This is a genomic window from Actinoalloteichus hymeniacidonis (assembly GCF_014203365.1).
Classification (GTDB): domain Bacteria; phylum Actinomycetota; class Actinomycetes; order Mycobacteriales; family Pseudonocardiaceae; genus Actinoalloteichus_A; species Actinoalloteichus_A hymeniacidonis.
On the sequence record NZ_JACHIS010000001.1, the window covers coordinates 2,798,019 to 2,822,474 of the forward strand.

Annotated in this window: 21 protein-coding genes; 12 read left to right on the forward strand and 9 right to left on the reverse strand. The window is 68.9% G+C overall.

Annotated features, from left to right (window positions below; genetic code table 11):
* Positions 1–194 precede the first annotated feature (194 nt).
* The 4 genes from BKA25_RS11615 to BKA25_RS11630 all read left to right on the forward strand — a co-directional run bounded on the left by BKA25_RS11615 (position 195) and on the right by BKA25_RS11630 (position 3,735).
* Positions 195–422 carry a hypothetical protein gene (locus BKA25_RS11615; RefSeq protein ID WP_069849908.1) on the forward strand — a complete coding sequence of 76 codons (228 nt, stop codon included), beginning with the start codon at positions 195–197 and terminating at the stop codon, positions 420–422.
* A gap of 473 nt (positions 423–895) precedes the next feature.
* Complete coding sequence (locus BKA25_RS11620; protein ID WP_069853757.1) at positions 896–1,915, forward strand: FecCD family ABC transporter permease; 1,020 nt, start codon at positions 896–898, stop codon at positions 1,913–1,915.
* Positions 1,916–2,740, forward strand: coding sequence for an ABC transporter ATP-binding protein (locus tag BKA25_RS11625; RefSeq protein WP_069849906.1), 825 nt, complete (start codon positions 1,916–1,918; stop codon positions 2,738–2,740).
* Positions 2,737–3,735 (forward strand): ABC transporter substrate-binding protein, encoded by a 999-nt coding sequence (locus tag BKA25_RS11630; RefSeq protein ID WP_069849904.1) that lies wholly within the window; start codon positions 2,737–2,739, stop codon positions 3,733–3,735. The genes BKA25_RS11625 and BKA25_RS11630 overlap by 4 nt, the downstream gene beginning before the upstream one ends.
* Positions 3,736–3,817: 82 nt before the next feature.
* Here the strand turns inward: BKA25_RS11630 and BKA25_RS11635 are convergent, their stop codons facing one another.
* The 3 genes from BKA25_RS11635 to BKA25_RS11645 all read right to left on the reverse strand — a co-directional run bounded on the left by BKA25_RS11635 (position 3,818) and on the right by BKA25_RS11645 (position 9,740).
* The gene (locus BKA25_RS11635) at positions 3,818–5,677 is read right to left on the reverse strand and encodes a serine/threonine-protein kinase (RefSeq protein ID WP_157421111.1); all 1,860 of its coding nucleotides are present in this window, start codon (positions 5,675–5,677) and stop codon (positions 3,818–3,820) included.
* Positions 5,678–5,921: 244 nt separating this feature from the next.
* The gene (locus BKA25_RS11640; RefSeq protein WP_084643070.1) at positions 5,922–8,978 is read right to left on the reverse strand and encodes a glycine--tRNA ligase; all 3,057 of its coding nucleotides are present in this window, start codon (positions 8,976–8,978) and stop codon (positions 5,922–5,924) included.
* 282 nt (positions 8,979–9,260) lie between these two features.
* Positions 9,261–9,740, reverse strand: coding sequence for an acyl-CoA thioesterase (locus BKA25_RS11645; protein ID WP_157421110.1), 480 nt, complete (start codon positions 9,738–9,740; stop codon positions 9,261–9,263).
* A 766-nt stretch (positions 9,741–10,506) separates the two neighbouring features.
* Here BKA25_RS11645 and BKA25_RS11650 point away from each other — a divergent pair.
* The 5 genes from BKA25_RS11650 to BKA25_RS11670 all read left to right on the forward strand — a co-directional run bounded on the left by BKA25_RS11650 (position 10,507) and on the right by BKA25_RS11670 (position 13,850).
* On the forward strand, positions 10,507–11,397 hold the full coding sequence (locus BKA25_RS11650) for a tyrosine-type recombinase/integrase (RefSeq protein WP_172803800.1): 891 nt from the start codon (positions 10,507–10,509) through the stop codon (positions 11,395–11,397).
* Positions 11,398–11,507: 110 nt separating this feature from the next.
* Entirely contained in the window at positions 11,508–12,068 is a 561-nt protein-coding gene (locus BKA25_RS11655) for a GrpB family protein (RefSeq protein WP_069849898.1), read from the forward strand.
* A gap of 54 nt (positions 12,069–12,122) precedes the next feature.
* Positions 12,123–12,410 (forward strand): alpha/beta fold hydrolase, encoded by a 288-nt coding sequence (locus tag BKA25_RS11660; RefSeq protein WP_157421109.1) that lies wholly within the window; start codon positions 12,123–12,125, stop codon positions 12,408–12,410.
* 389 nt (positions 12,411–12,799) lie between these two features.
* Positions 12,800–13,141 carry a thioredoxin gene (trxA, locus tag BKA25_RS11665; RefSeq protein ID WP_069849894.1) on the forward strand — a complete coding sequence of 114 codons (342 nt, stop codon included), beginning with the start codon at positions 12,800–12,802 and terminating at the stop codon, positions 13,139–13,141.
* 151 nt (positions 13,142–13,292) lie between these two features.
* Complete coding sequence (locus BKA25_RS11670; RefSeq protein ID WP_084643067.1) at positions 13,293–13,850, forward strand: DUF4231 domain-containing protein; 558 nt, start codon at positions 13,293–13,295, stop codon at positions 13,848–13,850.
* A 16-nt stretch (positions 13,851–13,866) separates the two neighbouring features.
* Here the strand turns inward: BKA25_RS11670 and BKA25_RS11675 are convergent, their stop codons facing one another.
* Both BKA25_RS11675 and BKA25_RS11680 read right to left on the reverse strand, forming a co-directional pair.
* Complete coding sequence (locus tag BKA25_RS11675; RefSeq protein WP_069849892.1) at positions 13,867–14,247, reverse strand: ArsR/SmtB family transcription factor; 381 nt, start codon at positions 14,245–14,247, stop codon at positions 13,867–13,869.
* A 136-nt stretch (positions 14,248–14,383) separates the two neighbouring features.
* Positions 14,384–14,782 carry a VOC family protein gene (locus BKA25_RS11680; RefSeq protein WP_069853753.1) on the reverse strand — a complete coding sequence of 133 codons (399 nt, stop codon included), beginning with the start codon at positions 14,780–14,782 and terminating at the stop codon, positions 14,384–14,386.
* 218 nt (positions 14,783–15,000) lie between these two features.
* On the opposite strand from BKA25_RS11680, the gene BKA25_RS11685 reads away from it, so the two are divergent.
* Positions 15,001–16,032, forward strand: coding sequence for an Rv2578c family radical SAM protein (locus tag BKA25_RS11685; protein ID WP_260331222.1), 1,032 nt, complete (start codon positions 15,001–15,003; stop codon positions 16,030–16,032).
* A 54-nt stretch (positions 16,033–16,086) separates the two neighbouring features.
* Here BKA25_RS11685 and BKA25_RS11690 read toward each other — a convergent pair whose 3' ends face one another.
* The 3 genes from BKA25_RS11690 to BKA25_RS11700 all read right to left on the reverse strand — a co-directional run bounded on the left by BKA25_RS11690 (position 16,087) and on the right by BKA25_RS11700 (position 20,435).
* Positions 16,087–18,390, reverse strand: coding sequence for a WD40/YVTN/BNR-like repeat-containing protein (locus BKA25_RS11690; protein WP_157421108.1), 2,304 nt, complete (start codon positions 18,388–18,390; stop codon positions 16,087–16,089).
* A 316-nt stretch (positions 18,391–18,706) separates the two neighbouring features.
* On the reverse strand, positions 18,707–19,336 hold the full coding sequence (locus tag BKA25_RS11695) for a hypothetical protein (protein WP_157421107.1): 630 nt from the start codon (positions 19,334–19,336) through the stop codon (positions 18,707–18,709).
* 277 nt (positions 19,337–19,613) lie between these two features.
* Entirely contained in the window at positions 19,614–20,435 is an 822-nt protein-coding gene (locus BKA25_RS11700; protein ID WP_069849885.1) for a helix-turn-helix transcriptional regulator, read from the reverse strand.
* 143 nt (positions 20,436–20,578) lie between these two features.
* On the opposite strand from BKA25_RS11700, the gene BKA25_RS11705 reads away from it, so the two are divergent.
* Together BKA25_RS11705 and BKA25_RS11710 are read left to right on the forward strand one after the other, a co-directional pair.
* Positions 20,579–20,947: a nuclear transport factor 2 family protein gene (locus BKA25_RS11705; RefSeq protein WP_069849883.1), complete on the forward strand. Its 369-nt coding sequence runs from the start codon at positions 20,579–20,581 to the stop codon at positions 20,945–20,947.
* Positions 20,948–21,086: 139 nt separating this feature from the next.
* Positions 21,087–21,890, forward strand: a complete 804-nt coding sequence (locus BKA25_RS11710; protein WP_069849881.1) for an aminotransferase class IV family protein — start codon at positions 21,087–21,089, stop codon at positions 21,888–21,890.
* Positions 21,891–21,911: 21 nt separating this feature from the next.
* On the opposite strand, the gene BKA25_RS11715 is transcribed toward BKA25_RS11710, so the two are convergent.
* Positions 21,912–24,410: a glycoside hydrolase family 3 N-terminal domain-containing protein gene (locus tag BKA25_RS11715; RefSeq protein ID WP_084643065.1), complete on the reverse strand. Its 2,499-nt coding sequence runs from the start codon at positions 24,408–24,410 to the stop codon at positions 21,912–21,914.
* Between the last annotated feature and the right edge of the window lie 46 nt (positions 24,411–24,456).

Sequence of the window (24,456 nt, forward strand, 5' to 3'; positions counted from 1 at the left end):
CGGAGCACGATGAGTACGGGCCCGAGATCGCGGCAGGCCCGGGGTGTGGAAGACGATCGGCGACAGCGTGGCCACCGTGGGGGCACGGTTCATCGGACCGTGGTGGCGCGGGGCGAAGCCATCGTCTCCCCCGTGCTCCGGGAATGACAGGCGAGGGCTCGCGGCCGCGATCAGGTCCGGCGGCACCTGGGGGGATGCCGGACCTGATCGCGATGCTCGGTGCGGGCGCGCGGCCCGAGATCGCCAGGACCCACGAGCGCGGCAACGCGGTCTCGAGTATCCGACGCCATCGCCGGCAGGCGGCGCCTCATCGAGCCATCGATTCCCACGCCGTCGGCGACCTCTCGACCGGCCGCATCGCCGTGCTTCGTCGGGCGTTATTCGCGAACTCCGGGCGATGGTCGTCGGTGTCCGGCCCGTGATTCACCATCGTTGTCGGCGCCCGGTCGGGTGCATCCGAGCAGCTCAGTGGGCGCAACCAGCGCTGGCGAGCGTGGGGCCGCCGTGTCGAGATCCCATAACCGTGTTGACAACGATTTCCATTGGATGTTGGCTGAGTGCCGACAGTTCATCCACGAGAGGCCCTTTCCGCCTCGGCGTCGATCCCGGTGAGACGGCGATCGCGACGCAGGCGTCCACCCGCGATATCCCGGATGGCCTCACCGGATTCGGAGGTAGAACGAATGCCCCTCTGCAGGCGGTTCGAGCGCGCAGGCGTCGCCTCGGCGATGCCGTCGGCGGCGCCGAGCCACGGGGCGATCCGGTGATCCCGGCCGGTCAGGAAACCCGTTCCGAACCCGACATCCAGTCGTCGGAGACCACTGCCGCCCGCGTTGTCGCGCCGAAGCCGGCTCCGGCCACGACCGGCAATCGGCTGACCACCCGCAGCGGTCTGATGTGGACGGTGGTCGGCCTGTCGGTCGCCATCCTCGGCTCCGTGGTGTTGGCGATCAGCCTCGGACCCACCACCGTCCCGCTGGACGACACGCTGCGTTATCTGGGCGCGGCGCTGACCGGGGGAGTCATCGACTCCAGCGAGGTCTCGAAGTACACGATCATCTGGGAGGTCCGCACTCCCCGCGTCCTGCTCGCCGTGGTGGTCGGTGCAGGACTGAGCATCATCGGCGTCGCGGTGCAGGCCATGGTCCGCAACGCCCTGGCAGACCCGTTCGTACTGGGAATCTCCTCGGGCGCCTCGGTGGGCGCCAGTGCGGTCGTCGTCTTCGGCGCCTTCGCGGCCTTAGGCGTCTACGCGCTGTCTGCGGCGGCCTTCCTCAGCGCCCTCGTCGCCTCGGTGCTGGTCTACGCCGCCGCCCACAGTCGAGCAGGCCTGAGCCCGTTACGCCTGGTGCTCACCGGTGTCGTGCTGTCCTACGGATTCCAGGCGATCATGACCGTGATGATCTTCCTCTCGCCCAACGGAGAGGCCGCTCGTACGGTGTTGTTCTGGCTGCTCGGCAGCCTGGGCGCGGCGACCTGGACCTCGCTGCCGGTGGCCGCCGTCGCGGTCGTGGCGGCGCTGATCGTGCTTCGGTACCGCAGCCGCTCGCTGGACGTGATGGCGATGGGCGACGAGACCGCGGGCAGTCTCGGCGTGGACACCACCAAGCTGCGCCGTGGCCTGTTCCTCCTCACCGCCGTCGTCACCGGCGCGCTCGTCGCGGTCAGCGGGGCCATCGGCTTCGTCGGACTGGTCATGCCGCACCTGGTGCGGTTGCTGTTCGGCTCCAGCCACGCCAAGGTGCTGTTGATCACCCCGCTGGCCGGGGCGCTCTTCCTGATCTGGGTCGACCTGGTGTCCCGCACCCTGGTGGCCCCGCGCGAACTGCCGCTGGGCGTGATCACCGCGCTCATCGGCGTGCCAGTGTTCATCGGTTTGATCCGTAAACGCGGCTATGTGTTCGGGGGCCGCTGAATGCGACTCACGCTCGATGACGTCTCGGTGTCGATCGCCGGGAAGACCCTGGTCCGTGAATTGCGGCTCGCCGTGGACAGCGGCGAGATCGTCGGACTCGTCGGTCCCAACGGCAGTGGGAAGTCCACGGCACTGCGCTGTGTCTACCGGGCCTTACGGCCCAGCTCCGGCGCGGTGCTGCTCGACGACGTCGACCTCGCCGATCTCTCCCTCCGGGAGAGTGCCCGCTCGGTGGCGGCATTGACCCAGGAGACCAGCGTCGACCTCGACTTCACCGTCGAGGAGGTGGTGGCACTCGGCCGCTTCCCGCACCTGCGCGACAGCCAGGCACTCGGGGCACGCGAGGACGAGCTCTGTGCGGCGGCCATGCGAAGGGTCGATGTCGCTCACCTGGCCCAACGCGGCGTCCTGACGCTCTCCGGCGGCGAACGGCAGCGGGTGTACATCGCCAGAGCGCTGGTCCAGGAACCGAGGGTGCTCGTCCTCGACGAACCGACGAACCACCTCGATGTCCGCCATCAGATCGAGCTGTTGTCCTTCCTGCGTGGTGCGCAACTCACCGTGCTGATCGCACTGCACGACATGAACCTCGCCGCCGCCACCTGCGATCGGATCGGCGTCCTCTCCGGCGGGGAGCTGGTCGCGATCGGGAAACCGGGCGAGGTCCTCACCCCGGAATTGATGCGCGAGGTCTTCGGGGTCGAGGCCACCATCGTCAGCCACCCGAACACCGGTGCGCCGCAGCTGCTCTACGACCTGAGCCCGCAACCCGCCCAGCCGAATCATCGGCACGCCGGGCCCCGAGAAGAAGGAACCCGAACATGACCATGCGCCCCGCGCGTCGAATGCTCCCGCTGGTGGCGGTGAGCGTGCTCGTCGCCACCGCCTGCGGCGCCGAGATCTCCTCGCAGACAGCGGACGGCACCACCGAGGTCACGATCGACAACTGCGGGCGGGAGACCACCTATCCGCGTCCGCAACGCCCCGTCGTCTACGAGGGCGGCGGCGCGGAGAAGCTGTTCGTCCTCGGGCTGGCCGACCAGGTGCACGGCTGGATCGCCACCCCCACCAACGACCCGGCGATCGAGCGATCGCCGTACCGGGAGGACTTCGAACGGATCGAGCGGCTGAGCAACGACCTGTTGAACCGCGAGATCGTCGTCGACGCCGAGGCCGACTGGGTCTTCGCGGGCTGGAACTCGGGCTTCAGCGAGGAACGCGGCATCACCCCGCAGTTGTTGGACGATCTCGGCATCGCCAGCTACATGCACACCGAGAGCTGCTACAACTTCGAGGACGGCTCGGTGAACGTCACTCCTTTGGAGGGGCTCTACATCGACCTCGCCGACCTGGGCGAGATCTTCGGCGTCGAGGAACGAGCCGAGGAGGTCGTCACCGACCTCCGTGAGCGGATCGCCGCCTTGGAGAGCGACCAGCCGACCGGGGAGGCCGCCGAGGTCTTCGTCTACGACTCCGGCACCGATCAGCCGTTCACCGCAGCCGCACATGCACCACCTAACGACATCATCGCGGCGGCGGGCGGCCGCAACATCCTCGCCGACCTCGACGAGCGTTGGACCTCCGTCGGCTGGGAATCGGTCATCGAGGCCCAGCCCGAGGTGATCGTGATCATCGACTACGGCGACCTACCCGCCGAGGACAAGATCGAGTTTCTGCGGACGCATCCGGCCCTGGAATCGGTACCCGCCGTGGCCGAGGAGCAGTTCTACGTTCTGAACTACGGCGAGGCCATCAGCGGGCCCCGGATGGTCGACGGTGCGGAGAAGTTCGCCGAGTACCTGCGCTCTATCGGGCGCTGAGCCACAACGTTGAGCCTGCGGGGCGACACCTGGCGCCTTATGTCCGGTGGTCGCCCCGCTTGTTACGCGTTCTGCCCTCTGATCACGCGGTGGAACGGGGGCTCCGACGTCCGGTCGATCGCCATCGCGCACCGAGGTCGATCGCGATGCGCAGTGCCCAGCTTCCGCCGATGCAGCCGCCCAGGATGGCGATTACGTCGATGGGGATGCGGCCGTCGACGACGATGCCGATCCAGCCGTGCAGTCCACACATCACCATGGTCACCCCGCTCGCCAGGAAACCGATCACCCAGGCGGCGAACTGCACCGCGAACCGGCGGTTCTTCGTGATCGAGAACGTTCTGGAAACGGTGGAGACAGCGGTGTTGGCCATGATGACGGCGAACAGGAGACAGAGGAACATGAGGGACCGGCCATCCAGCCGCCCGCCCAGGTTCAGCGCGGCGAAGTCGAGATCACCTCGTGCCGCCAGCCTGCCGAGCACGAACCCGACGACGGGCACGCCGACGAGCAGCGCACGGCGCAGCAGAAGGGTTCGGCCCATGGCCCGCGGCCCGCTGACCGTCGAGATCAGCGCACAGAGGACTACCCCGAGCGTGGCCCCGGCCAGTATCCCGAACACTTCGGGAATCAGTACCAGCGATACCGTGCCGAAGGGAAAGATGCTTTCCACCACCATGCGGATGACGATCTGATCGACTCCTCGGCCGTCCATGATGAAGTTCGCGGCGAGAACACCGAAGAGAACGCCAACCAGCACCAACACGCCGTTCAGCGCCCACGTTGGCCGCCAACGGCCGATCCCGCGAGCGGTGGAGCGAATTCCGCCGCTCGCCTTCGCGGACATGCTGCGCGCACCGGCACCCGCCTTCGCGAGTACCTCGCGGGCCCCGGCTCCGAAACGTGACGTCCATGGAACCCCGGGCTCGCGCTGCTGCCCGGCGTCATCCTTGTTCGGCTCCGGCGACTCGGCGTCCCACTCATTGATCGGGCGCGCCTGCAAGCGCGTGTGCTTCCTCGGCGTCGGCTCGGGCCCGCCATCCGGTTCCGAGTTCTCGATCAGCCGGTCGATCTCGGCATACTGAGTGCTGGTCAGCGTGTGGACGTGGGCAGGCCACGGGCGAGCGGACGGGGCGACCCGGCCGATCGACTCCAGCAGGCGTTCTGCACTCGGGCGAGCCGCCGGGTTCTTGGCCAGACATGCCTCGGCGACAGCACGGACCCGAGTCGGGACCCCGTCGAGATCGGGCTCGGTGTGCACGATGTTGTGCAGCACCTGGAAATCCGATTGTCCCGCGAAGACGCTGTTCCCGGTCACCGCCATCGCCAGCAGCGCTCCGAGGGAGAAGATGTCACTGGCCGGGGTGATCTCCTGGGCTTGGGCCTGCTCCGGCGACATGAACTCCGGCGATCCGACCACGAGGCCGGTGCGGGTCAGATCCCGTCCGCTGCCTCGGTCCAACGCCCGCGCGATGCCGAAATCGATCAGTCTCGGACCGTCCTCGGCCAGCAGCACATTGGATGGCTTGATATCCCGGTGCACCAGCCCGGCCTCGTGGATCAGGACCAGTGCCGAGGCCAGCCCCGCCGCCAGTCGCAGCGCCGACTTCTCCGGCAGCGGACCGTCGACCTCGACCGCCTCGCGTAACGAGGGGCCGGAGATGAATTCCGAGGCCAACCAGGGGGTCGGCGCTTCCGCATCGGCATCGATCACCGTCGAGGTGTAGTTACCCGGCACCGCGAGCGTCGCGCGTACCTCGCGGTGGAAGCGAGCCCGGAACCCGTCTTCCTCGACGAGATGCGCATGAACCTGTTTGACCGCGACCAGTCGGCCATCCGGGCCCGCACCCAGCCACACCCGACCCATGCCGCCCCGGCCCAATTCGGCGATCAGCCGAAATCGACCGATTTCCCTCGGCTCGGACACCCCCAGCGGTCGCATGACCATCTCCTTCTCGCTGGCCGAACCGCGACGCACCAGCGATCGTGGGGGCGTACCTGCGGCGGCTCGGAGATCATCGCACCGAGGCCGGCAGCGTGGCCTTGAAATCGCGAATCGATCGCCTGCGGGGCGAACCGGCTTACCGGTGGCAGGTATTCAGGAGAGGCCGGGTGACCGCGTCCGTCCTCCGAGGTCGGTGCGCAGGGTGCCGGGGCTGATGATCCGCCCCGACACCCGAAATCGATCAGTCCTTGGCCAGCGCCGCACCGAGGGCGCGCCAGTCCAGTACCGGGGCTGCGGCGTCCCGGATCGAGGCCAGCAGACCGAGCCGAGCGGCCCGGACCTCGGCGTCGTCGGTCATCACCATCACGTCGTCGAAGAAGGCTCCGATCGGCGCGACGATCGGCTGCGCCGCCGAGGCGAAGCCTGCGAGATCCGGCGTGGTGCCACCCAGCGTTGCGGCGACCTGCTCCCATGCCGTTCGCAGCGCGACCTCGGCGGGCTCGGTGATCTTGGCGGCGTCGTAGCCGGCGACGACGTCGTCCGGAACGATCCGACGCACCCGCTGCAACGCGGCGGCCAACTCGACGAACGTCGGGTCACCGGTGCGCTTCTTGATCTCGGCGAGGGTGACATCGGCGGTCACCGGCGCATCGGCCAGCGGCAGCACCGCAGCGACGAGATCGTGGTCGTTACCGGCATCGAGCAGCTGCTGCTCATAGCGACGCACCACGAACTCGTGGGCCTCGGCCACGGCGGAATGCGCGACCTCGACGCCCTGCGCGGCCAGCACATCGGCTGCGGTGCGCAACGCCCGGCTCACCGTGATCTGGTGCAGATCCGGGAACGCCCGCAGCACACTGATCACACCGAGCGCCGCCCGCCGAAGCCCGAAGGGATCGGAGCTTCCGGTGGGGGAGGCGCCGATGGCGAACAGACCGACCAACAGGTCGAACCGGTCGGCCAACGACAACAGGGCGCCCACCCTGGTGGCGGGCAGGGCGCCGCCCGCAGAGCGCGGCTGCTCCATGTCGAACAGCGCGGCGGCGACCTCGGGGGTCTCCCCGGAACGCACCGCGTACTCCCTGGCCATCGTGCCCGCCAGGTTCGTCAGCTCGACCACCATCTGCGAACCGAGGTCGAACTTCGCCAGCTGCGCCGCCCGGCCCAGGGTCTGGCGTTCCTCGGCGGTCAACGGCACCAGCGGCGTGCTGGCGGCGCCCTCGGCGGCGCCGGTGACGGCGACCGTGCTCTCCACGGTGGCGTCGCCGAACTCCCTGGCCACCGCTGCGATACGGGCGGTGCGCTCGGACATCGAGCCGAGCCGCTCCTCGAAGGCGAGCTTGTCCAGGCCGAGTTGCATCGTCTCCGGCTTCACCTCGAGGTCGGCACGCCAGAAGAAGGCCGCGTCCTCGTAGCGGGCCCGCAGCACCGCCTCGTTGCCGCTGCGTACCGCGTCGTGGGCGCACTCGCCGTTGGCCACCGCGACGAAGTAGGGCATCAAGGCACCCGAGCCGTCCCGGACGGGCAGGTAGCGCTGATGCTTGCGCATCACCGTGGTGAGGATCTCGTCCGGCAGTTCGAGGTAGTGCTCGGCGAACGAGCCGAGGATCGGCGTCGGCTTCTCGACGAGATTGACGATCTCCTCCAGCAGCACGGCCTCGCCGTCGAAGTCGACCGTCCCGCCGACCTCGGCGACCAGCTGCTGCGCGGACTCCACGATCTGGGCGCGTCGCACGTCGATGTCGACCACGATGCCGTGGGCGGCCAGGAAGTCGACATAGCCGTCGGCGCGCTCGACGGGGACCGTCGGAGACGCGGCGGTGCGGTGCACCCGGGTGGTCACGCCGCTGGCCAGCGCCGAGGCCGCCACCGGGACGCCGACCTCGCCGAGCAGGGCGAGCAGCCACCGCACCGGCCTGCTGTAGGACAGCGCCGGGTCGTTCCACCGCATGTTCTTGTCGGCACGCAGCTCGGTGACCACGCTGGACAGCAGCTCGCTGAGCACCGCCACGGCGCCTCGGCCCACGTCCGTCTTGGTCGCGACGACGAACTCGACGCCGTCGATCACCGCGCGTCCCAGGTCGGCGACGTCCATGCCCTGGCCCCGGGCGAAGCCCGCCACGGCCTTGGTCGGCGCGCCCGTCGCGTCGAAGGCGTTTGCGACCCTCGGGCCGCGCACCGTCCGCTCGGCATCCGGCTCGACCGGCTCGACCGCGTCGACCACGGCGACGATCCGCCTCGGCGTCGCGTAGGTGTTGATCTCCCCGTGGCCCAGGCGGGTCGCGGCCAGCTTCTCGGCGAGGGAGGTGCGCATCACCTCGGCGGCCCGACGGACCTCGCCCGCCGGGAGCTCCTCGGTGCCGATCTCGAACAGCAGCGTCGCGGCCTCGGACACCGACGGCAGCTCGGCCGGGGTCGGCGCGGCGGGCAGGGGCTCGGCGACACCCAGCGGGTGCCCGAGCTCCTCGCGCCGCTCGGCCCACAACCGGACGACGTCCCTGGTCAGCGCGCGAGTGCGGCCGAACGCCTTGGCTCGCTCGGTGGTGGAGACCGCGCCCCGGGCGTCCAGGACGTTGAAGGTGTGCGAGCACTTGAGCACGTAGTAGTGCGCGGGCATCGGCAGCCGCGCGTCCAGCAGCCTGCGTGCCTCGGTGGCGTACTCGTCGAACAGCCGACGGTTCATCTCCACGTCGGCGTCATCGAGGTAGTAGCGGCTCATCTCGTACTCGGCCTGGCCGAACGCCTCGCCGTAGGAGATGCCCGGTGCGTACTCGATGTCCTTGAAGTGGTTGACGTCCTGGAGCGCCATCAGGATGCGCTCCAACCCGTAGGTGATCTCCACGGAGATCGGGTCGAGCGTGGCGCCACCGGCCTGCTGGAAGTAGGTGAACTGGGTGATCTCCAGCCCGTCGAGCCAGACCTCCCAGCCCAGTCCCCAGGCGCCGAGCGCGGGGAAGTCCCAGTTGTCCTCGACGAAGCGGATGTCGTGGGCCCGGACGTCGATGCCGATGGCCTCCAGGCTGCCGAGGAAGAGCTCCTGCGGGTTGCCGGGGTCGGGCTTGAGGACGACCTGGAACTGGGTGTGGGTCTGCAGTCGGTTGGGGTTCTCGCCGTAGCGGGAGTCGTCGGGGCGGACGCTGGGCTCCACGTAGGCCGTCCGCCAGGGCTCCGGGCCCAGGACGCGTAGCACCGTGGCGGGGTTGAGCGTTCCCGCACCGACCTCGGTGTTGAAGGGCTGCACGACCATGCATCCCTGGTCGCTCCAGTACTTGGTCAACGCGGAAATCGCGCCCTGCATGGTCAACACGGAGGACAACCTCAGACGGGGTTCATGGCGGGCCTAGCGGCTGCCCGCTGTACGGACGGCATGGACGACTGCGGGCACCAGCCGGGTGGCACTCGAGATCGTTCGAGTCTAGTGGACCTGCTCGGGGATCGGATTCGGCGGTCGCGGGAGCCCGCCTGCGGCCCGACGACGCTGCGCGCTCGGCCCGCCGCGCCGGCTGCCCGGGCGGGTGCCCGCCGTCGGGTCCACCCTCCCGCGCAGGTCGGGTACCTCCGGGCCCGGGGTGCTCCCGCCTCAACCGCCCAAGGCGAAACCGCGTGGCCGCCGCAGCCGGTGTGCCTCGGCGACCATCTCGACGCTGAGGGTGATCGGATGATGCGTCGAGGGATCGCTGCGGACCTGCGTCCGGCTGCCCTCGGCGTGCAGCACGGAGAGATCGGCCGACAGGACGTGGAAGCCGTAGGTGAGGCTGCTGGTGGCCACCTGGTCGATCCAGAAGTGCACGGTGATCGGCCCCACTCCGATGATCGGGGTGTGGAAGCCGATCGCGACGTGGCGCACCACCAGGCAGACGTCGTCGAAACGGGACAGCGGCGGGTCGTAGTGCCAACCTCGTTCGAACCAGTAATCCATCACGGCCCGCTCCACGAGCAGGAGATAACGCGAGTCGTGCACGGCGCCGTTGGCGTCGAGGTCCTCGAAATGGATTTGGGCGGGCCCGAAGTGGCCGAAGCGCGCCGGAACGTCCATCGGCGTGCTCTCGGGGCTGGTCATCGCTGATATCACCTGTTCTGGCGTTGTGAGGTATTCGATCGCGGGCCTGCGCGGTCCGAGAGATCCGCCGCAACCGCGTCCGTTCGCCGAACGGCCGGGCCGGGATCGTGCCGACCTCGGTGGCCGGCTTCCGATGAGCGGCGGCGTCTTCCCGGTGACAGCCGATAGGGCGATCTTGCCGGATCGACCTCGGCATGTCACCCGGTCGGTGGGGTTCGGGCGACTTGTCCGGTGTGTTGGCGGGTGTCGGATTTCTCAACGGCTCGAACGTCGGTGAGCTGGTCGGATGCGGCTAGTTCGCCTGCTGTGCGCTGTCGGCGTTCGGGCCGGGCGGTCGGCTCGGCGGAGAACGCTCGGTGGTTGTCCACGCACGAGTGTCCCCCGACGTCCAACGGGATCCTCCCCTGATGGCGGTGGTCGCCTGCGGTGCGGCGGTGTTCGCTTCGCAGGTGCTCGCGAGGGTCGGTGGTCGCGCACCGGTCCGGCGGGCGTCGGGAACCGGTCTGACGACTCGTCCGGGAGACCGTCGTCCTCGCGGTGCACGCCTCCCCGCGTCGATCGGGGGTGCTCCGGCCACCGGATCGCGGCGTAGTGAGCCGAGCCTGTGTTCCCCGCGGCTGCGGGGGTGCGTCGGTGGGGCATTCGGTGTCCCGGTGACGATTCGAGCGCAATATCAGAACAATATTCCGGATTTGGTTCTGATATTGCGATTCGCGGACACGGTACGATCACCGAAGAGGGGTTTTCGAGAGCCGAGAGGGATGCAGTGGGTGCGATCGACGAGGGCCGAGCGCGTCGGGTGCTCGCCGAGTACGAGCAGACCCTTGCCGAGTCGACACTGGCGCCGCAGACCCGCCGTGCCTACCGCTCCCGCATCGCCGGTTTCCTTGCCTGGCTGGCCGCCGACCACGAGACGACCTCGGTCGATCCGTTGACGGACCCGGCAGGTCGCGACGCCGCCGTATCGGGCTATCGGGCCCGATTGCGCGGCGCGCAGCGCAGCCGCCCCGCCACGATCAACGCCGTGCTCACCGCACTCGACCACTTCTACGAGGGCCTGGGACTCGGTCCCGCCCCGGCCGACCGGGAGGAGGCACCCGACGCCGAACCCCGCGTCCTGCAACAGGACGAGCTGGATCGGCTGCTGCCCCTGGTGGGCCGGGTCGCCTCGGGCCGAGACGCCGCGATCGTCTACACACTGCTCTACACGGGGGTCCGCGTCACCGAACTGGTCGCGCTGGACACCGGTGACGTACGCCTCGGCGCGCGCCCGCCCCGTCTCGTCGTCGTCGGCCCCGAACACGGGCCGAGGGAGATTCCCTTACCCGACGAACCCCGTCCCATCCTGCGCGAATGGCTCGCCATCCGTCGAGAGTGGCCGAACACCGACCGGACATCGGCGCTGTTCCTCAATCGGCGGGGCGGCCGGTTGTCCACCCGCTCGGTCGATGCGTCGGTCGCATGGCTGGGCAGCCTCGCGGGCCTGGTCGACGAACGGGGTAGGCGGATCACCCCGCATGTGCTGCGTCGGACCTTCGGCCATCGGCTGCTGCGCGCAGGCGTCGATCAGGTCACCGTCGCCGAGTTGATGGGGCACCGCAGACTGACGACGACCCGTCGTTATGGCGCGGCGTCGCCCAGCCAGACCCGCCGCTGATGCATCCTCGTGATCTGGGCGTACTCGACAGCGATCGGGCCGCCCCGACCATGTCCGAGAGACGACCGCTTGCTCGACACATTCCTGCAGCGAAGAAGGATTGAACCGCGATGACCGAATCCGTCGAGATCGTGGACCACGACCCACGCTGGCCGTCGGTGTTCGAGGAACTCCGCACCAGGATCGCCCGGGTGCTGGGTTTCCATTGCCAACGAATCGAGCATGTGGGCAGCACCGCCGTGCCGGGTCTGGCAGGCCGGGGCATCGTCGACCTCGACGTGGTGATCTCCGATCCGAGTGCACTGCCCGCCGTCATCGGCAGGCTCCGGCCGCTGGGCTACACCCACCAGGGCGATCTGGGCGTGCCGGGTCGGGAGTCCTTCGGCTGCCCGCCGCACCGGCCACCCCGGCATCACCTGTATGTCTGTGTCGAAGGCAGCACCGCGCTGGTCCGGCACCTGACCTTTCGCGACCAACTGCGGCGCAACACCGACACGGCCGCCGCCTACGTCGAGTTGAAGCGATCCTTGGCGGCCCGCCACCCCGACGACCCGGTCGCCTATGTCGAGGGCAAGACGGCCTTCATCAGCCAGATCCTGGACCAGTCCGCCGAATCGGCCAGATCCATCGAGTCTCCATCGCATCCGGAGGTCATCCACGGCACCCTGTAGGCGGCCGGAACATCGGCGCCGCCACCGGCTGTGGCTCATCCAAGAGGAGCAGTGATGACGGCTGTGCTCTTGGTTCACGGTGGTCTAGGCGATCCGACGAGGGACGTGGAACGTTTCTGGGGAGCCTCCGGCGTGGCCGCGGGATTACGCGGTCGGGGTCGTGTCGTCCTGGCTCCCGACCGGAAGCGGTCTCCGTCGGGCTGGGACGATGAGGCCCGACACCTGCTCACCTTCCTGCCCTCGGAGCCGGTCGACCTGGTCGGTGCCTCCAACGGCTGCTCGGCGGTCGCTCGACTCGCATTGGCGGCTCCGCACCGAGTGCGGCGAGTGGTGCTTGCCTGACCCGCCACCGCAGGCGACGAGAAGGTCGACGAGTCGACCAGGCGCGACCTGTCCGCCGTTGGAACACCGGCCCCCGCGATCGACCGCTTACTCAGGGGCGCCCCACCGCGGGGATCGATCGGGAGGAGCTGCCGGGCTGCCCGGAGCCGCCGCGCCCCGAGTTCGCAGCGTGGCTGCCTCGGTGATTGCCACTCTGACCGACTTCCTGCCAGCCTGACACCGCTGGGTGTGCCGGTGCCGGACGGCTGGGTACCCGTGGCGGACGAGCCGTGGCGATGCGCAGGCCCGCGCTGTGGTGATCGGCGCGGAATCGGCCGGATGGTCGCGGCGTTGGACGAGGTGGGATACCGCGTGCCGACGCGGGGAGACGACCCCGATGAAGGAGGACGATGTCCACGATCTCGCTGACCGCAGACAACTTCGCCGACACGATCAAGGAGAACGAGATCGTCGTCGTCGACTTCTGGGCCGACTGGTGCGGTCCGTGCCACCGGTTCGCGCCGACCTTCGACGCCTCGTCGGAGAAGAACCCCGATGTGGTGCACGGCAAGGTCGACACCGAGGCGGAGGCCGGACTCGCAGGCGCCGCCCAGATCAGCTCCATCCCGACCCTGATGGTCTTCAAGAAGGGCACCCTGGTGTTCCGCGAATCCGGGGCGCTGCCCGCGCAGGCCTTGGAGCAGGTCCTGGACGCCGCACGCGCGCACGAGGTCACCCCGTCTGCGGAATGATCTCGACCAATCGGCGGACACCCAACGTCGTCGATCACTAACCTGGGGTGGCGGGGCGAGTGTGGGGCTCGCCTATCGCGGATGGCAGGGGCGCCCATCGGTGTAGGGGTGGGCTTCGCTCTCGAGATGCCACGCCACCCGGGGGGTTGGGATGCGCAACGGACAGCTTGGCGACTCCGGAACCGAGGAGACGATCGCGGTGGCGCAGCAGGCCGCCACCGCGAGGGCACCGCAGTCCGATCCCGGTCCGACGCCCGATCTGCACGAGCTCGCCGAGGCACACGTGCTCGAACTGCGGGAGCGCTACGACTGGCGGGCGGGTTGGCACCGGCGGTTCTTCCGCATCAGCGGTATGTTGATCATCATCGGCAGTGCCTCGCTGCCCTTGTTCACCACGCTGGACTACGCGAACAAGGAGTTCGTGCTCTCGACGCTGGGCGTGGTGATCGCCCTGCTCACGGGGCTGCAGACCTTCTATCGCTGGGATCGATCGTGGGCGACGCTACGTGCCGCCGAATCCTCGTTGACCCAGCTGCACTGGGAATGGCTGCTCGAACAGGAGTCGGCCACCAGTCTCACGGGCGACGCAGTCGAGCAACAGCGCAGGGCGGCGACCGAAGCGCTGCTGGCCGGGGTACGGGAGGTCCGGGCGCGGGAGTCGGAGGACTACTTCGCCGAATTACGTTTCCCCTCGGCCCGGACCCGCTGAGGCGACGGCGGATCACTCAGCCGCCCGAGGCCGCTCCGGGCTCGTCGTCGGCGATTCGGTCGGCTGCCTGCTTGCGGCGTTCCCGTTTGCCTCGGGCCAGCTCGGTCGCCAGTGCGTCCAGCGGTTGGTTCCAGAAGCGCCGGTAGCGCTCCAGCCAGCCGTCGACCTCCCGCAGCGGCTCGGGGTCCACGGAGTAGAGCCTGCGGGCTCCCACGGCCCGCACCCGGGTGAAACCGTTTTCCCGCAGTACCCGAAGGTGCTGGGAGACCCCGGGCTGGGAGATGCCGAACTCCTGCTGGACCACCGTGCTGACCTCGCCCGCCGCCTGCTCTCCCTCGGCGAGAAGCTCCAGGATCCGGCGGCGTACCGGATCTCCCAGGACGTCGAACGCGTGCATGATCGCCCAGCCTTCCAACCTGGCTTCGGATAAGTCAAGCGTGAAATGCGGCAGGCGATCCCGGCCCGGGGCCGGTCCGCCGCGACCTGATCGACCATCCGTGACGGGTCGATCACGGCCGCGTTCGGACGGCGGGTCAGCCGGCGCTGGGCTGCTGCACGATGCCGATCAGATTGCCGCAGGTGTCGTCGAGGACGGCCATGATCACCGGCTGAGTCGGGTCCGGCGGGCTGACGAACTCGACGCCGAGGCCGCGCAGACGCTCGTACTCGGCGACCGCGTCCTCGACTCCGAAGATCGTGGCCGGGATGTTCGCCTCGCGCAGTGCCTGCTGATAGGTGCCCGCGATCGGGTTGCTGTTGGGCTCCAGGAGCAGCTCGACACCATCGGGGTCGGCGGGGGAGACGACAGTGAGCCAGCGTGCGCCGCCTGCGGGCTCGTCGGTCTTGGGCAGGAAGCCGAGGACACGCGTGTAGAAGTCGAGCGCCTTGGCTTGGTCGGCGACGAACAGGCTGGTGACGGTGATTCTGAGCATCGATTGCCTCCCGGTCGGGTGCGGCTGCTGGCTGATCTGGCGCTCCGGACTGCGCGGCACCGGGTCGGGCGGCGGTCGGAGCCACCCCAGGTTAATACCTGTAGCTTATATAAGCAAAGAATGATGCAACGCCGTCCGTCGCGGTCGTCCCGGGTGGACAGTGGACGGCTATTCGAATGTATGTTCGAATCCAGGGTATGCGGTGGGACGAGCGACGAATGGACGAAGGTGGTGCTCAGGCGCTGCCCTTGGAGGTGACCGGTCGGGGTGGCATCGCGCGGGGGAGCGGGCGTGGCGGTCTCCGGCTGCCGCCGCCGATTCCGATCGACGCCGGGACCGACGGCGAGGCGATGGCCATCGAGATCACGGCCAAGACCATCATCAACCGCGTCGCCCCGGGATCGCGGATGCCCTTCGGGTGGACGGTCAACCCGTATCGAGGCTGCGGGCATGCCTGCCGGTACTGCTTCGCACGCAACACCCACACCTACCTCGACCTCGACGCGGGCCACGACTTCGACAGCAAGATCATCGTCAAGGTCAACGCCGGATCGCTGCTGCGTCGAGAACTGGCGCACCCCCGCTGGCGCGGCGACTCGATCGCGATGGGCACCAACACCGACCCCTACCAGCGAGCCGAGGGCCGCTATGGGCTGATGCGCGAGATCATCACGGCGTTGCGCGACCGGGCCAACCCGTTCTCGATCCTCACCAAGGGCACCCTGATCCTGCGCGACCTCGACCTGATCGTCGATGCCGCCCGGCAGAGCGAGGTGTCCATCGCCGTATCGGTGGGCTCGGTCGACGAAGCGCTGTGGCGCTCGGTGGAACCGGGGACGCCCGCACCGCAACGCCGGTTGGACGTGGTCCGCCGCTTCGCCGATCGCGGTATCGCGGTCTCGGTGTTGATGGCCCCGATCCTGCCGGGACTCAGCGATGCGCCGGAACAGCTGGAGGAGACCGTGGCCGCGTTGGTCGACGCAGGGGCCGCCTCGGTCACTCCGCTGATCCTGCATCTGCGTCCCGGGGCCCGCGAGTGGTACCACCGCTGGCTGAGCAGTGATTTCCCCGGACTGCTGCCGTTGTACGAGGAGCTCTATCGGGCGAGCAGCTACGCCCCGAAGTCCTATCAGCAGCGGATCACCGAGCAGGTACGCGGCATGGTCGCCGCGCGGGGGCTGCGGCCGAGATCCCGGCCGCGTGCCGTCGAGCCGCCACCCACGACCGGCGACCAGCTCACCCTGCTGTAGCCGAGGGCGGCGAGTCTTCGGCCCGCCGCCCTCGGTTCGATGTCGCCGGGGGAATCACCCGCCCGAGGGCTGGGCTCCCGCCTGCTCGCCGATCTGGATGCCACGGCCGTTGGTGCCCAGATAGACCCGCCCATAGACGCGGGGGTCGCCGCTGAGCGCCTCGCCCATGTTGCCGAACTGATGCTGGTCGTCGTTGATACGGACCCAGGCACCGCCCGCATCGTCGGAGCGGAACACGCCTTCGACGCCGTCGACCTCGCCGACCAGGTACAGCGCCGGGTGGTCCTGCCCGGGGGCCGCCGCACCATGTGCGATGTTGCGTGCATTGGCGACGCCTGCCACCTCGGTGAACGTCGCACCGCCGTCGGTGGAGCGGACCAGCCCGCCGTCGCCCGCGAGCCAGATCTCACCCGCCCGCTCCGGCAGCGTCGTGAACTTGACGTTCCCGGTGGGCAGCCCCGAGGCGCCTGCGGTGAAGCTTGCGCCGCCGTCGGTGCTCACATAGAACCGCCCGTCGGCCGCCCCGTAGAAGGTGTCCGGGTCGACGCGATCCGCCTCGACCACTGCCCCGTTCGGGATACCCGTGGCGGCGGTCCAGGAGCTGCCGCTGTTGTCTCCACGGTGCACTCCGGCGCCCTCCGGGCTCCACACGACGGAATTGCCGTCGGCTGCGGCGGCGATGGTCCCGCCGCCGGTCACACCGCTGGGCTCACTGCTGGCCGGATACCAGCTGGAACCGCCGTCATTGGAGAACGCCGCCCGGCTGACCCCGTCGGCATGGCCGGACCGCACCACGAAATCCGGGTTGTTCTCGGCGAAGTCCAGGCTGGTGGTGCTGCTGAAGTTCGGGCTGGAGAACATCCGCTCGGGAACGGCGTCCAGGTCGTCGTGCCGGAAGCCTGCGATGTCGCCCAGTGCGCTGAGCAACGGCGCCCCGCTGGGCGGGCTGGCGAGATCGAGGACCGCGGTCTCCTCCAGGCCGCCGACCATCGGTTCGATGGTGATCTGACCACCCGCATCCCAGTCGGAAAGGTTCTCGGTGCCGTAGATCGTCGCTCCGGTGCCGTACATCATCCGGTCGGAGTCGAAGGGGTCGATTTCCAGCGCCTCGGTCATCCAGCCCAGCTTCGGCGTGACCTCGGGTGGTGCGGGATCGGTTGCGAAGTCCAACCAGGGCACCTCGGAGATGTCCAACTCGTAGCGGAAGGAACGCTCCGGGTAGTTCGTCCAGTCCCAGGCGCGGGTCCAGGTCTCGCCGCCATCGGTGGAGCGGAAGATCACGATGTCCGGCCACCACAGCAGCTGGCTGGCGACCATCAGGGTGCCGGGATTCTGCCGGTCGATGGTGAGTCCGCTGTAACCGAAGTCCGCGCCCTCCTCGCCGGAGGGAATGGGACTGATCTGGGTCCACTCACCGGAATCGGTGGCGTACTTCCAGACATCGCCCGATGCGCCGTCGTAGGGACCGCCGGTGTCGCTCGTCGCGATGTAGAGGAAGCCGTTGACATGGTCGACGACCCCCTTGTGCGCCAGGAAGCCGGTCGGCTGGCCCGCCACGCGCTCCCAGGTCTGACCGGCGTCGGTGCTGCGGTAGACGGTGTTCTCCTTGTCCGCCACCCCGATGTAGACGTCCTGGGTCGGGCTGCCCGCGCTGCCGGAGGACTCGTCGAAGCTCACCCAGGTGACGCCCTGGTTGTCATTGAGGTATCCGTTGGGGTCGTCGGGGTCCTCGGCGTAGTTGCCCGGGTTCGGGAAGTTCGTCACCTCCGACCAGGTCTCGCCGAAGTCGGTGCTGCGCCAGAGGCCGTTGCCGCTGGGAGCTCCCAGGTAGACGATGCTGTTGTCGTTGGGGTCGACGGTGAGGCGCTCGCCCATGCCGCGTCCCGGCATGTTGCCGCCGAGTTTGAAGGGCAGCTCCGAGACCTCCCAACTCTCGCCCCGGTCCGCCGAGCGCAGGATCGCACCGTTGTTGGGATCCCAATCGTTGGTGTACATCCCGGCGGCGACGTACACCCGGTCGGTGTCGACCGGGTCCGTGGCCAGACTGACCACTCCGTTGTAACCCCAGTCGTCCCAGCCGACCCAGTCCAGCAGCGGCGTCCAGCGGCCGGTGCTCTCCTCCCAGCGGTAGGCCCCGCCGATGTCGGTGCGGGCGTAGATCAGGTTCGGCTCGGTCTGATTGAAGACGATGCCGGGAACGAATCCGCCGCCCGCGATCTCGGCGTTGCGCCAGGAATAGGACTGATCGGCGGTCTGCGCCACCGCTTCGGAACCACCGTCGGGTAACTGGGTGAGCGCCAGTGCACCCGCAGCCAGCGCGGCTGTGAGCGCGGCCGACAGGAATCTGCGCTTGGTCACGTCGAACCTCTTCCTTGAGCTGACGTCGGTCGATCGGACAGAGCGCAGAATCGGGTGACGAAGCGAGTAGCGGGGCGATAATGCCAGCTCAACCCGGGTCTCGATTCGTGTGCGAGCCTGGACGCCGTCCGGGGCCGTCGCGCCCCGACCCGGTGCCGAGATTCACATATCCACGGTGCGCTGTCAACGATTCAGCGCGGCCGGAAGTCGGCGAACCTTGATTTTCCTCCGAATATTCAGGAAAACATTATGTATCGAAATGTGATTCGATGGAAAATGCACTCCGCTCGTCGAAATCGAGTTCGACGAGCAGGGTTCAATGGTGCGCAGTCCTGGCGAACTCGCAGCCGTCCACATCGGCCGGAATGCGATGGGCGTCCTCGATGTCGACCGGCTTGCACCACAGGTAGTGCAAACCCAACTCGTCGTTGCCGACCGAGCCCGCCGTGATGGCGAAGCCGTTGCCGAAGGCCCAGACCGGGTTGTCGTTCAGCCGGCCGTCGGCCTGCGCCTGTTGCCACGATCGTTGGAACTCGACCAACTCGCCCTCGCCGAACAGGACGAGTCCGAGTCGGTCGTACGGCGGTATCGAGCAGGTGACCCATTCGGAGACGAAGGGCTCGTAGTACTCGGCGAGTTGCGGACCGACATAGTCGATCAGCTCGTCCCGGTTCGCCGGAGCCGGATCGGCGCACTCGCCGGTCTCGTCCTGCACCCACGCGGCCAGCTCGTCCAGCGACTCGAACGACTCGCCGAGCGCGGCGACGCCGTGTCCATCGCCGTGTCCCTCGTGGTGATCCTCGGACGCGGTCCCGGTCTCGTTGGCCTCCGGGCCTACGCGATCCTCCGAGGCGGTGCGCTCGCCGCCTGTGCACCCCGTCGCCAACAGGACGGCGAGCAGCGACAGCGCTAGCGGTGTTCTCCCGGTACTCGACTTGGTGCGCACCGACACGACCTCCTCGGCGGGGCGACCCGCGTCGCAGCTCGACGTCGCCATGGGGCAGCGCGGCGACGGCTGTCGCGCGGGTGTCCGGCGCGCGACGCATCGACTGCCACCCGCCGCGACGCCACACCGCGTCGGCTGGTCCTCGGATCGTTCCCGGCCCGGTGGACGGGAACGACTGACTCTGTTCTGCCCTGCACGTTAGGAGCCGTGGTCACCTCGGTACAGGCCCGGATGGCCGTATCGCCGATGGCAGCCCATGGACGACGGGGCAGTGGATTCAGTGCGACGTCGACCGGCCCCGGTCTCGGTGTTCGCGCAGCACCGAGGAAGTGGCCTCGTCGGCAGGCAGGAACGACTCGATGGCCAGTTCGTCCATGGTCACGTCCAACGGGGCGCCGAAGGTGGTGACGGTGCTGATGAAGTTGAGCACTCCGTCGTCATGTCGCAGCCGAAGCGGCACCGCGATATCACCGAGGCCCGCCGTCGGCTCGGTCGCCTCGGGTCGGGCGGACGTGGCATAGCCACTCAGCTCCGTGTGCAGTGCCCGCAGGTCCGGATCGCCGCCGTTGGCGGCCTGCCTGCCCAGCCGGTCGAGAAGATGTTCGCGCCACTGCTCGAGATTGACGATCCTTGGCGCCATCCCATCGGGATGCAGGCTGATCCGCAGTGCGTTGGCCGGTGCGGCGAGCAGTTCGGGAGCCACCCCGTCGGTGAGCAGCGCGATACCGCTGTTGCCATCGAGGATGTTCCAGGATCGGTCGACCAGCACGGCGGGGTAGGGCTCGTAGGCGGCGAGTACCCGACCCACGGCCGCGCGCACCGAGGCCAACCGGGGCGAGTCGAGCCCGGTCTCGGTGTAGACGGGCGCGTGCCCTGCGGCGAGCAGCAGTCCATTGCGGTCTCGAAGCGGGACGTCGAGATGCTCTGCCAGCCGGAGAACCATCTCCCGGCTCGGTGTGGACCGACCGGTCTCGACGAAGCTCAGATGTCGAGTGGAGACCTCGGCCTGACTGGACAGTTCGAGCTGGCTCCACCGACGCCGCTCCCGCCACGAGCGCAACAGCGCGCCGAACGGTGTGGACTGGACGGCGTTCGTCATCGGGCCTCGCTTCCCAAGTATTACCTGGCAGGTAATCGACAAGGTTACCTGCGGGTCGGCATGCTCTCGGTGTCGGGCGAGAGGCCGGACACCGCGAGGCCGGGACCCGGCCGAGGCGGTCACCATCACCGAGAGGAACACCAATGAGCAATGTGACCGAGCTGTTGGACCGCTACATCGCGACCTGGAACGAGACCGACGCGGACGTCCGACTGCGGGAGGTGGCGCGGCTCTGGACGGCGGACGGCGTCTACACCGACCCGTTGGCCTCGGTCCGCGGGCACGAGGCGATCGCCGAGGTGATCGGCGGCGCGCAGCAGATGTTCGCAGACCACCGCTTCCGGCTGCTCGACGGCGTGCAGGCCCACCACGACATCGTGCGGTTCGGCTGGGAACTGGTGCCCGCAGGCGGCGGTGAGTCCGTGGCGATCGGTCTCGACGTGGCCGCGCTGACCGACGACGGCCGAATCCGCCTGGTGCACGGTTTCCTGGACAAGGCACCCGGCGCCTAGGACACCGTATTCGTCGGACGACCTGCGGCGGGGCCGCTCGCCTCGTCGCGGAACCGGCGCCGGGGCGGGGAACGGCCGGATATGATCAATCTCATCCGAGCTTGAGTCTGACATCGATGTCAGGTTCTACGGTGCCGAAATGACGTTCTTCGCAGTTCAGCACGCCGGTCGGCCCGCCACCGCAACGGAGTTGGCGCCGTTGGCCTTCGCCGGATACGCCCACTTCACCGCCATGCAGGTGCGGGCCGGAGAGGTGCGGGGAATCGATCTGCACCTGGATCGCCTGCGCACGGCATCGGAAGTCCTGTTCGGTCGAGCCCTTCCCGACGAGCGGGTGCTCTCCCGGCTGCGATCGGCGTTGGCGGTCAGTCCGCCGGACGTCTCGCTGACCGCGGCTGTCTCCTCGTCCGCAGGGGAGTTCGTCGTGGCCGACCGGGACTGCGAACTCGAACTGTTGGTGCGGACCGGCCCGCCCGCATCGGGTCCGGCCGGTCCGTTGCGACTGACCACGGTCGAGTACGAACGGGTGCTGCCCGAGGTGAAGCACGTCGGAGAGGTCGCGAAGACCTACTTCCTGCGGCAGGCCGTCGAACGGGGCTTCGACGACGCCGCCTTCGTCGACCGTCGGGGGCGGCTCAGCGAGGGCACCATCTGGAATCTCGCCTTCCTCGACGGCTCCGAGGTGGTGTGGCCGCAGGCGGACATGCTGACCGGCACGACGATGAACATCGTCCGAAGACAACTCGATCGTCTCGGTGTCGCCCAGCGGTTCCAGGAGATCACCTCCACCGACCTGCCTGCGTTGAGTGGGGCGGTGGTGATGAACTCCTGGACTCCCGGGGTGGCCGTCGAACAGATCGACGAGATCGGGTTCTCGGATAACTCGACGCTGCTGGAGCTGCTGCACCGAGCCTTCCAGGTCGAACCGCTCGCTGCGCCCTGACCGGCGGCGCGGGACGTCGGCTCAGCCTTCCGCCGGCGGGTTCGGGTCACCCAGCTCGACGGGGGTATCGAGCACCCGATCGGCCCCGACCTCCCTCGGCTCGCCCGCGATGGTGAACGAGCCCGTGAGCCGGAGATCCTCGCTGGAAGCGCCCACGTGCACGTCGATCCGGCCGGGTTCGACGATGCGTCGCCCGACGCGTCCGGTGAAGGAGGTGCGGTCGGCGTGCAATCGGAACCGCACCGTCCGCTGCGCACCCGAGGCCAGGGCGACCCGGGCGAATCCGACCAGCTGCCGCACCGGCCGGGTGACCTGCGCGACCGGATCGCGCAGATACAGCTGCACCACCTCGACACCCGCCCGCTCGCCCGTATTGGCCACGAGAAGAGAGATCTCGACCGTCCCATCGGTCGGGATCGACACCGGGTCCTCCGGCTCGGCGGACGCAGCGGGTGGATCGGAAACGTCGCTCGACACAGGCGTTTGCGGATCGACGCCGAGTATTCGCAGTTCGGAGTGCCGAAAGCTCGTGTAGGACAGGCCGTGTCCGAAGGGGAACAGCGGGGTCGGATCCGCCGAGCTGACCTTGCTGCGAATCCCGAGCGGCGGGGTCAGGTAGGTGGACGGCTGGCCGTGCGCGCCCACGGGCAGACTCACCGGCAACCGCCCCGAGGGATTGATCCGGCCGGTCAGGACTCCGGCCAGCGCCGACGCTCCCTCCTCACCGGGGAGGAACAGCTGCACTGCGGCGGCGAGGCGGTCGATGACCGATCCCAGGGCGTACGGCCTGCCGCTGATCACCACGGCCACCGTCGGCACCCCGGTATCGACCACGGCCGCGAGCAACTCCTCCTGCACCCCCGGCAGGGCGAGGTCGGTCGCATCGCAGCCCTCCCCGGAGGTACCCCGACCGAACAGACCGGAGTGATCGCCGACGACGACCACCGCCACCTCGGCCGTGCGGGCCGACTCCACGGCCGCGGCGATGCGGGAGCGGTCCGCATCGGCGACGGAGCAGCCCGGTGCGGTGCGCACCTCGCGTGCGCCCGACTCGGCGCGCAACGCGTCGAGCACCGTGGGAATCGCCACGCCCAACGGCAGTTCCGGATAGGAGACACCGATATGGGCGGGGAACGAGTAGCAGCCCAGCATCGCGTGCGCGTCGTCGGCCAGCGGACCCACCACCGCCAGCCGGCCCGGCTCGGCGAGCGGCAGAATGCCCTGTGGATTGCTCAGCAGCACCACGGATTCCTCCGCGAGCCTGCGAGCCAGCGCCCGGTTCGCGGGCGGATCGAGATCGATGATCACCTCTGCATCCGGGTCCGGCGCAGCGGCCAACACGGGCGGCAGGGGAGACCAGTCGGGATCGAGCAGACCCAGCTCGCACTTCTGCCGCAGAACCCGTCGCAGTGCTCGATCCACGAGTGATTCCGGGACGAGACCGGACCGAACGCGCTCCGCCAGCGGTTCGCCGTAGCACCGCACGGTGGGCAGTTCGACGTCGACGCCCGCGGTCAGCGCCTGCTCCGCCGCTTCGCCCTCGTCGGCTGCCGTCCCGTGCAGTCGCTGTAGGAAGGCGATGCCGAAGTAGTCGGCCACCACGACACCGGTGAAGCCCAACCGCTCGCGCAGCAGTCCGGTGAGCAGTTCCGCGTCCGCCGCGACCGGGACGCCGTCGATCTCGGAGTAGGAGTGCATCACCGATCGGGCCCCGCCATGCCGCAGTGCCATCTCGAAGGGCGGGAGGATCACGTCGGCGAACTCCCGGGGCCCCATCGAGACCGGCGCCAGATTCCGGCCTGCGCGCGAGGCCGAGTAACCGGCGAAATGCTTCAGCGTGGCCACCGCTCCGGCGCTCTCCAGCCCGTGGACATAGGCGGCACCGATGGTGCCGACCAGGTACGGGTCCTCGCCGATGGTCTCCTCTACCCGGCCCCACCGTGCATCGCGGACCACATCCAGCACCGGCGCCAGACCCTGGTGGACGCCGAGCGCACGCAGATCCGTGCCGATGGCCGTCGACATCCGTTCGACCAGTTCGGGATCGAAGGTTGCGCCCCACGCCAGCGGCACCGGGTAGATGGTGGCCTGCCAGGCGGCGAAACCCGCCAGACACTCCTCGTGGGCCATCGCGGGAATACCGAAGCGATTCGACGACACGATCTCGCGTTGCGCCGCCGCCAGCTGTCGGGCGCCGGTGACCGGCTCGACGGGCGTGGTGCCGAAGGTCCTGGTGAGTTGACCGAGCCCGGAACCGATCACGGCAGGCCAATCCGGCGGTTGTTCGGTCTCCTCGTGTTGATGGGGCGCGACGCCCTGCGCTCCATCGGACGCGCTGACCCAGACCCCGACCAACTGCGCGAGTTTCTCGGTCAGACTCATCCGCGCCAGCAGATCCGCCACCCGCTGCTCGACGGGTAGCTCGGATCGTTGCCACGGATCGAGTCGGTCGGGCTCCGTCGCACCGGGCGAGGTCGCAGCCGAGGGCGTCGAGGCGGTACGGCCGTCGTGCTGGTCCATGGTCGGGCTCTCCACTCTTCGACGGCCGACCCTCGCAGCCGTGACC

What these genes read in the sequence shown, in the direction of transcription:
- BKA25_RS11625 (WP_069849906.1), top strand. Translation starts at nt 1,916, where the DNA reads ATGCGACTCACGCTCGATGACGTCTCGGTGTCGATCGCCGGGAAGACC.
- BKA25_RS11615 (WP_069849908.1), top strand. Translation starts at nt 195, where the DNA reads ATGCCGGACCTGATCGCGATGCTCGGTGCGGGCGCGCGGCCCGAGATC.
- BKA25_RS11655 (WP_069849898.1), top strand. Translation starts at nt 11,508, where the DNA reads ATGACCGAATCCGTCGAGATCGTGGACCACGACCCACGCTGGCCGTCG.
- BKA25_RS11675 (WP_069849892.1), bottom strand. Translation starts at nt 14,247, where the DNA reads ATGCACGCGTTCGACGTCCTGGGAGATCCGGTACGCCGCCGGATCCTG.
- BKA25_RS11700 (WP_069849885.1), bottom strand. Translation starts at nt 20,435, where the DNA reads ATGACGAACGCCGTCCAGTCCACACCGTTCGGCGCGCTGTTGCGCTCG.
- BKA25_RS11705 (WP_069849883.1), top strand. Translation starts at nt 20,579, where the DNA reads ATGAGCAATGTGACCGAGCTGTTGGACCGCTACATCGCGACCTGGAAC.
- trxA (WP_069849894.1), top strand. Translation starts at nt 12,800, where the DNA reads ATGTCCACGATCTCGCTGACCGCAGACAACTTCGCCGACACGATCAAG.
- BKA25_RS11670 (WP_084643067.1), top strand. Translation starts at nt 13,293, where the DNA reads ATGCGCAACGGACAGCTTGGCGACTCCGGAACCGAGGAGACGATCGCG.
- BKA25_RS11685 (WP_260331222.1), top strand. Translation starts at nt 15,001, where the DNA reads ATGGACGAAGGTGGTGCTCAGGCGCTGCCCTTGGAGGTGACCGGTCGG.
- BKA25_RS11680 (WP_069853753.1), bottom strand. Translation starts at nt 14,782, where the DNA reads ATGCTCAGAATCACCGTCACCAGCCTGTTCGTCGCCGACCAAGCCAAG.
- BKA25_RS11715 (WP_084643065.1), bottom strand. Translation starts at nt 24,410, where the DNA reads ATGGACCAGCACGACGGCCGTACCGCCTCGACGCCCTCGGCTGCGACC.
- BKA25_RS11630 (WP_069849904.1), top strand. Translation starts at nt 2,737, where the DNA reads ATGACCATGCGCCCCGCGCGTCGAATGCTCCCGCTGGTGGCGGTGAGC.
- BKA25_RS11645 (WP_157421110.1), bottom strand. Translation starts at nt 9,740, where the DNA reads ATGACCAGCCCCGAGAGCACGCCGATGGACGTTCCGGCGCGCTTCGGC.
- BKA25_RS11660 (WP_157421109.1), top strand. Translation starts at nt 12,123, where the DNA reads ATGACGGCTGTGCTCTTGGTTCACGGTGGTCTAGGCGATCCGACGAGG.
- BKA25_RS11620 (WP_069853757.1), top strand. Translation starts at nt 896, where the DNA reads ATGTGGACGGTGGTCGGCCTGTCGGTCGCCATCCTCGGCTCCGTGGTG.
- BKA25_RS11635 (WP_157421111.1), bottom strand. Translation starts at nt 5,677, where the DNA reads ATGCGACCGCTGGGGGTGTCCGAGCCGAGGGAAATCGGTCGATTTCGG.
- BKA25_RS11710 (WP_069849881.1), top strand. Translation starts at nt 21,087, where the DNA reads ATGACGTTCTTCGCAGTTCAGCACGCCGGTCGGCCCGCCACCGCAACG.
- BKA25_RS11640 (WP_084643070.1), bottom strand. Translation starts at nt 8,978, where the DNA reads ATGCAGGGCGCGATTTCCGCGTTGACCAAGTACTGGAGCGACCAGGGA.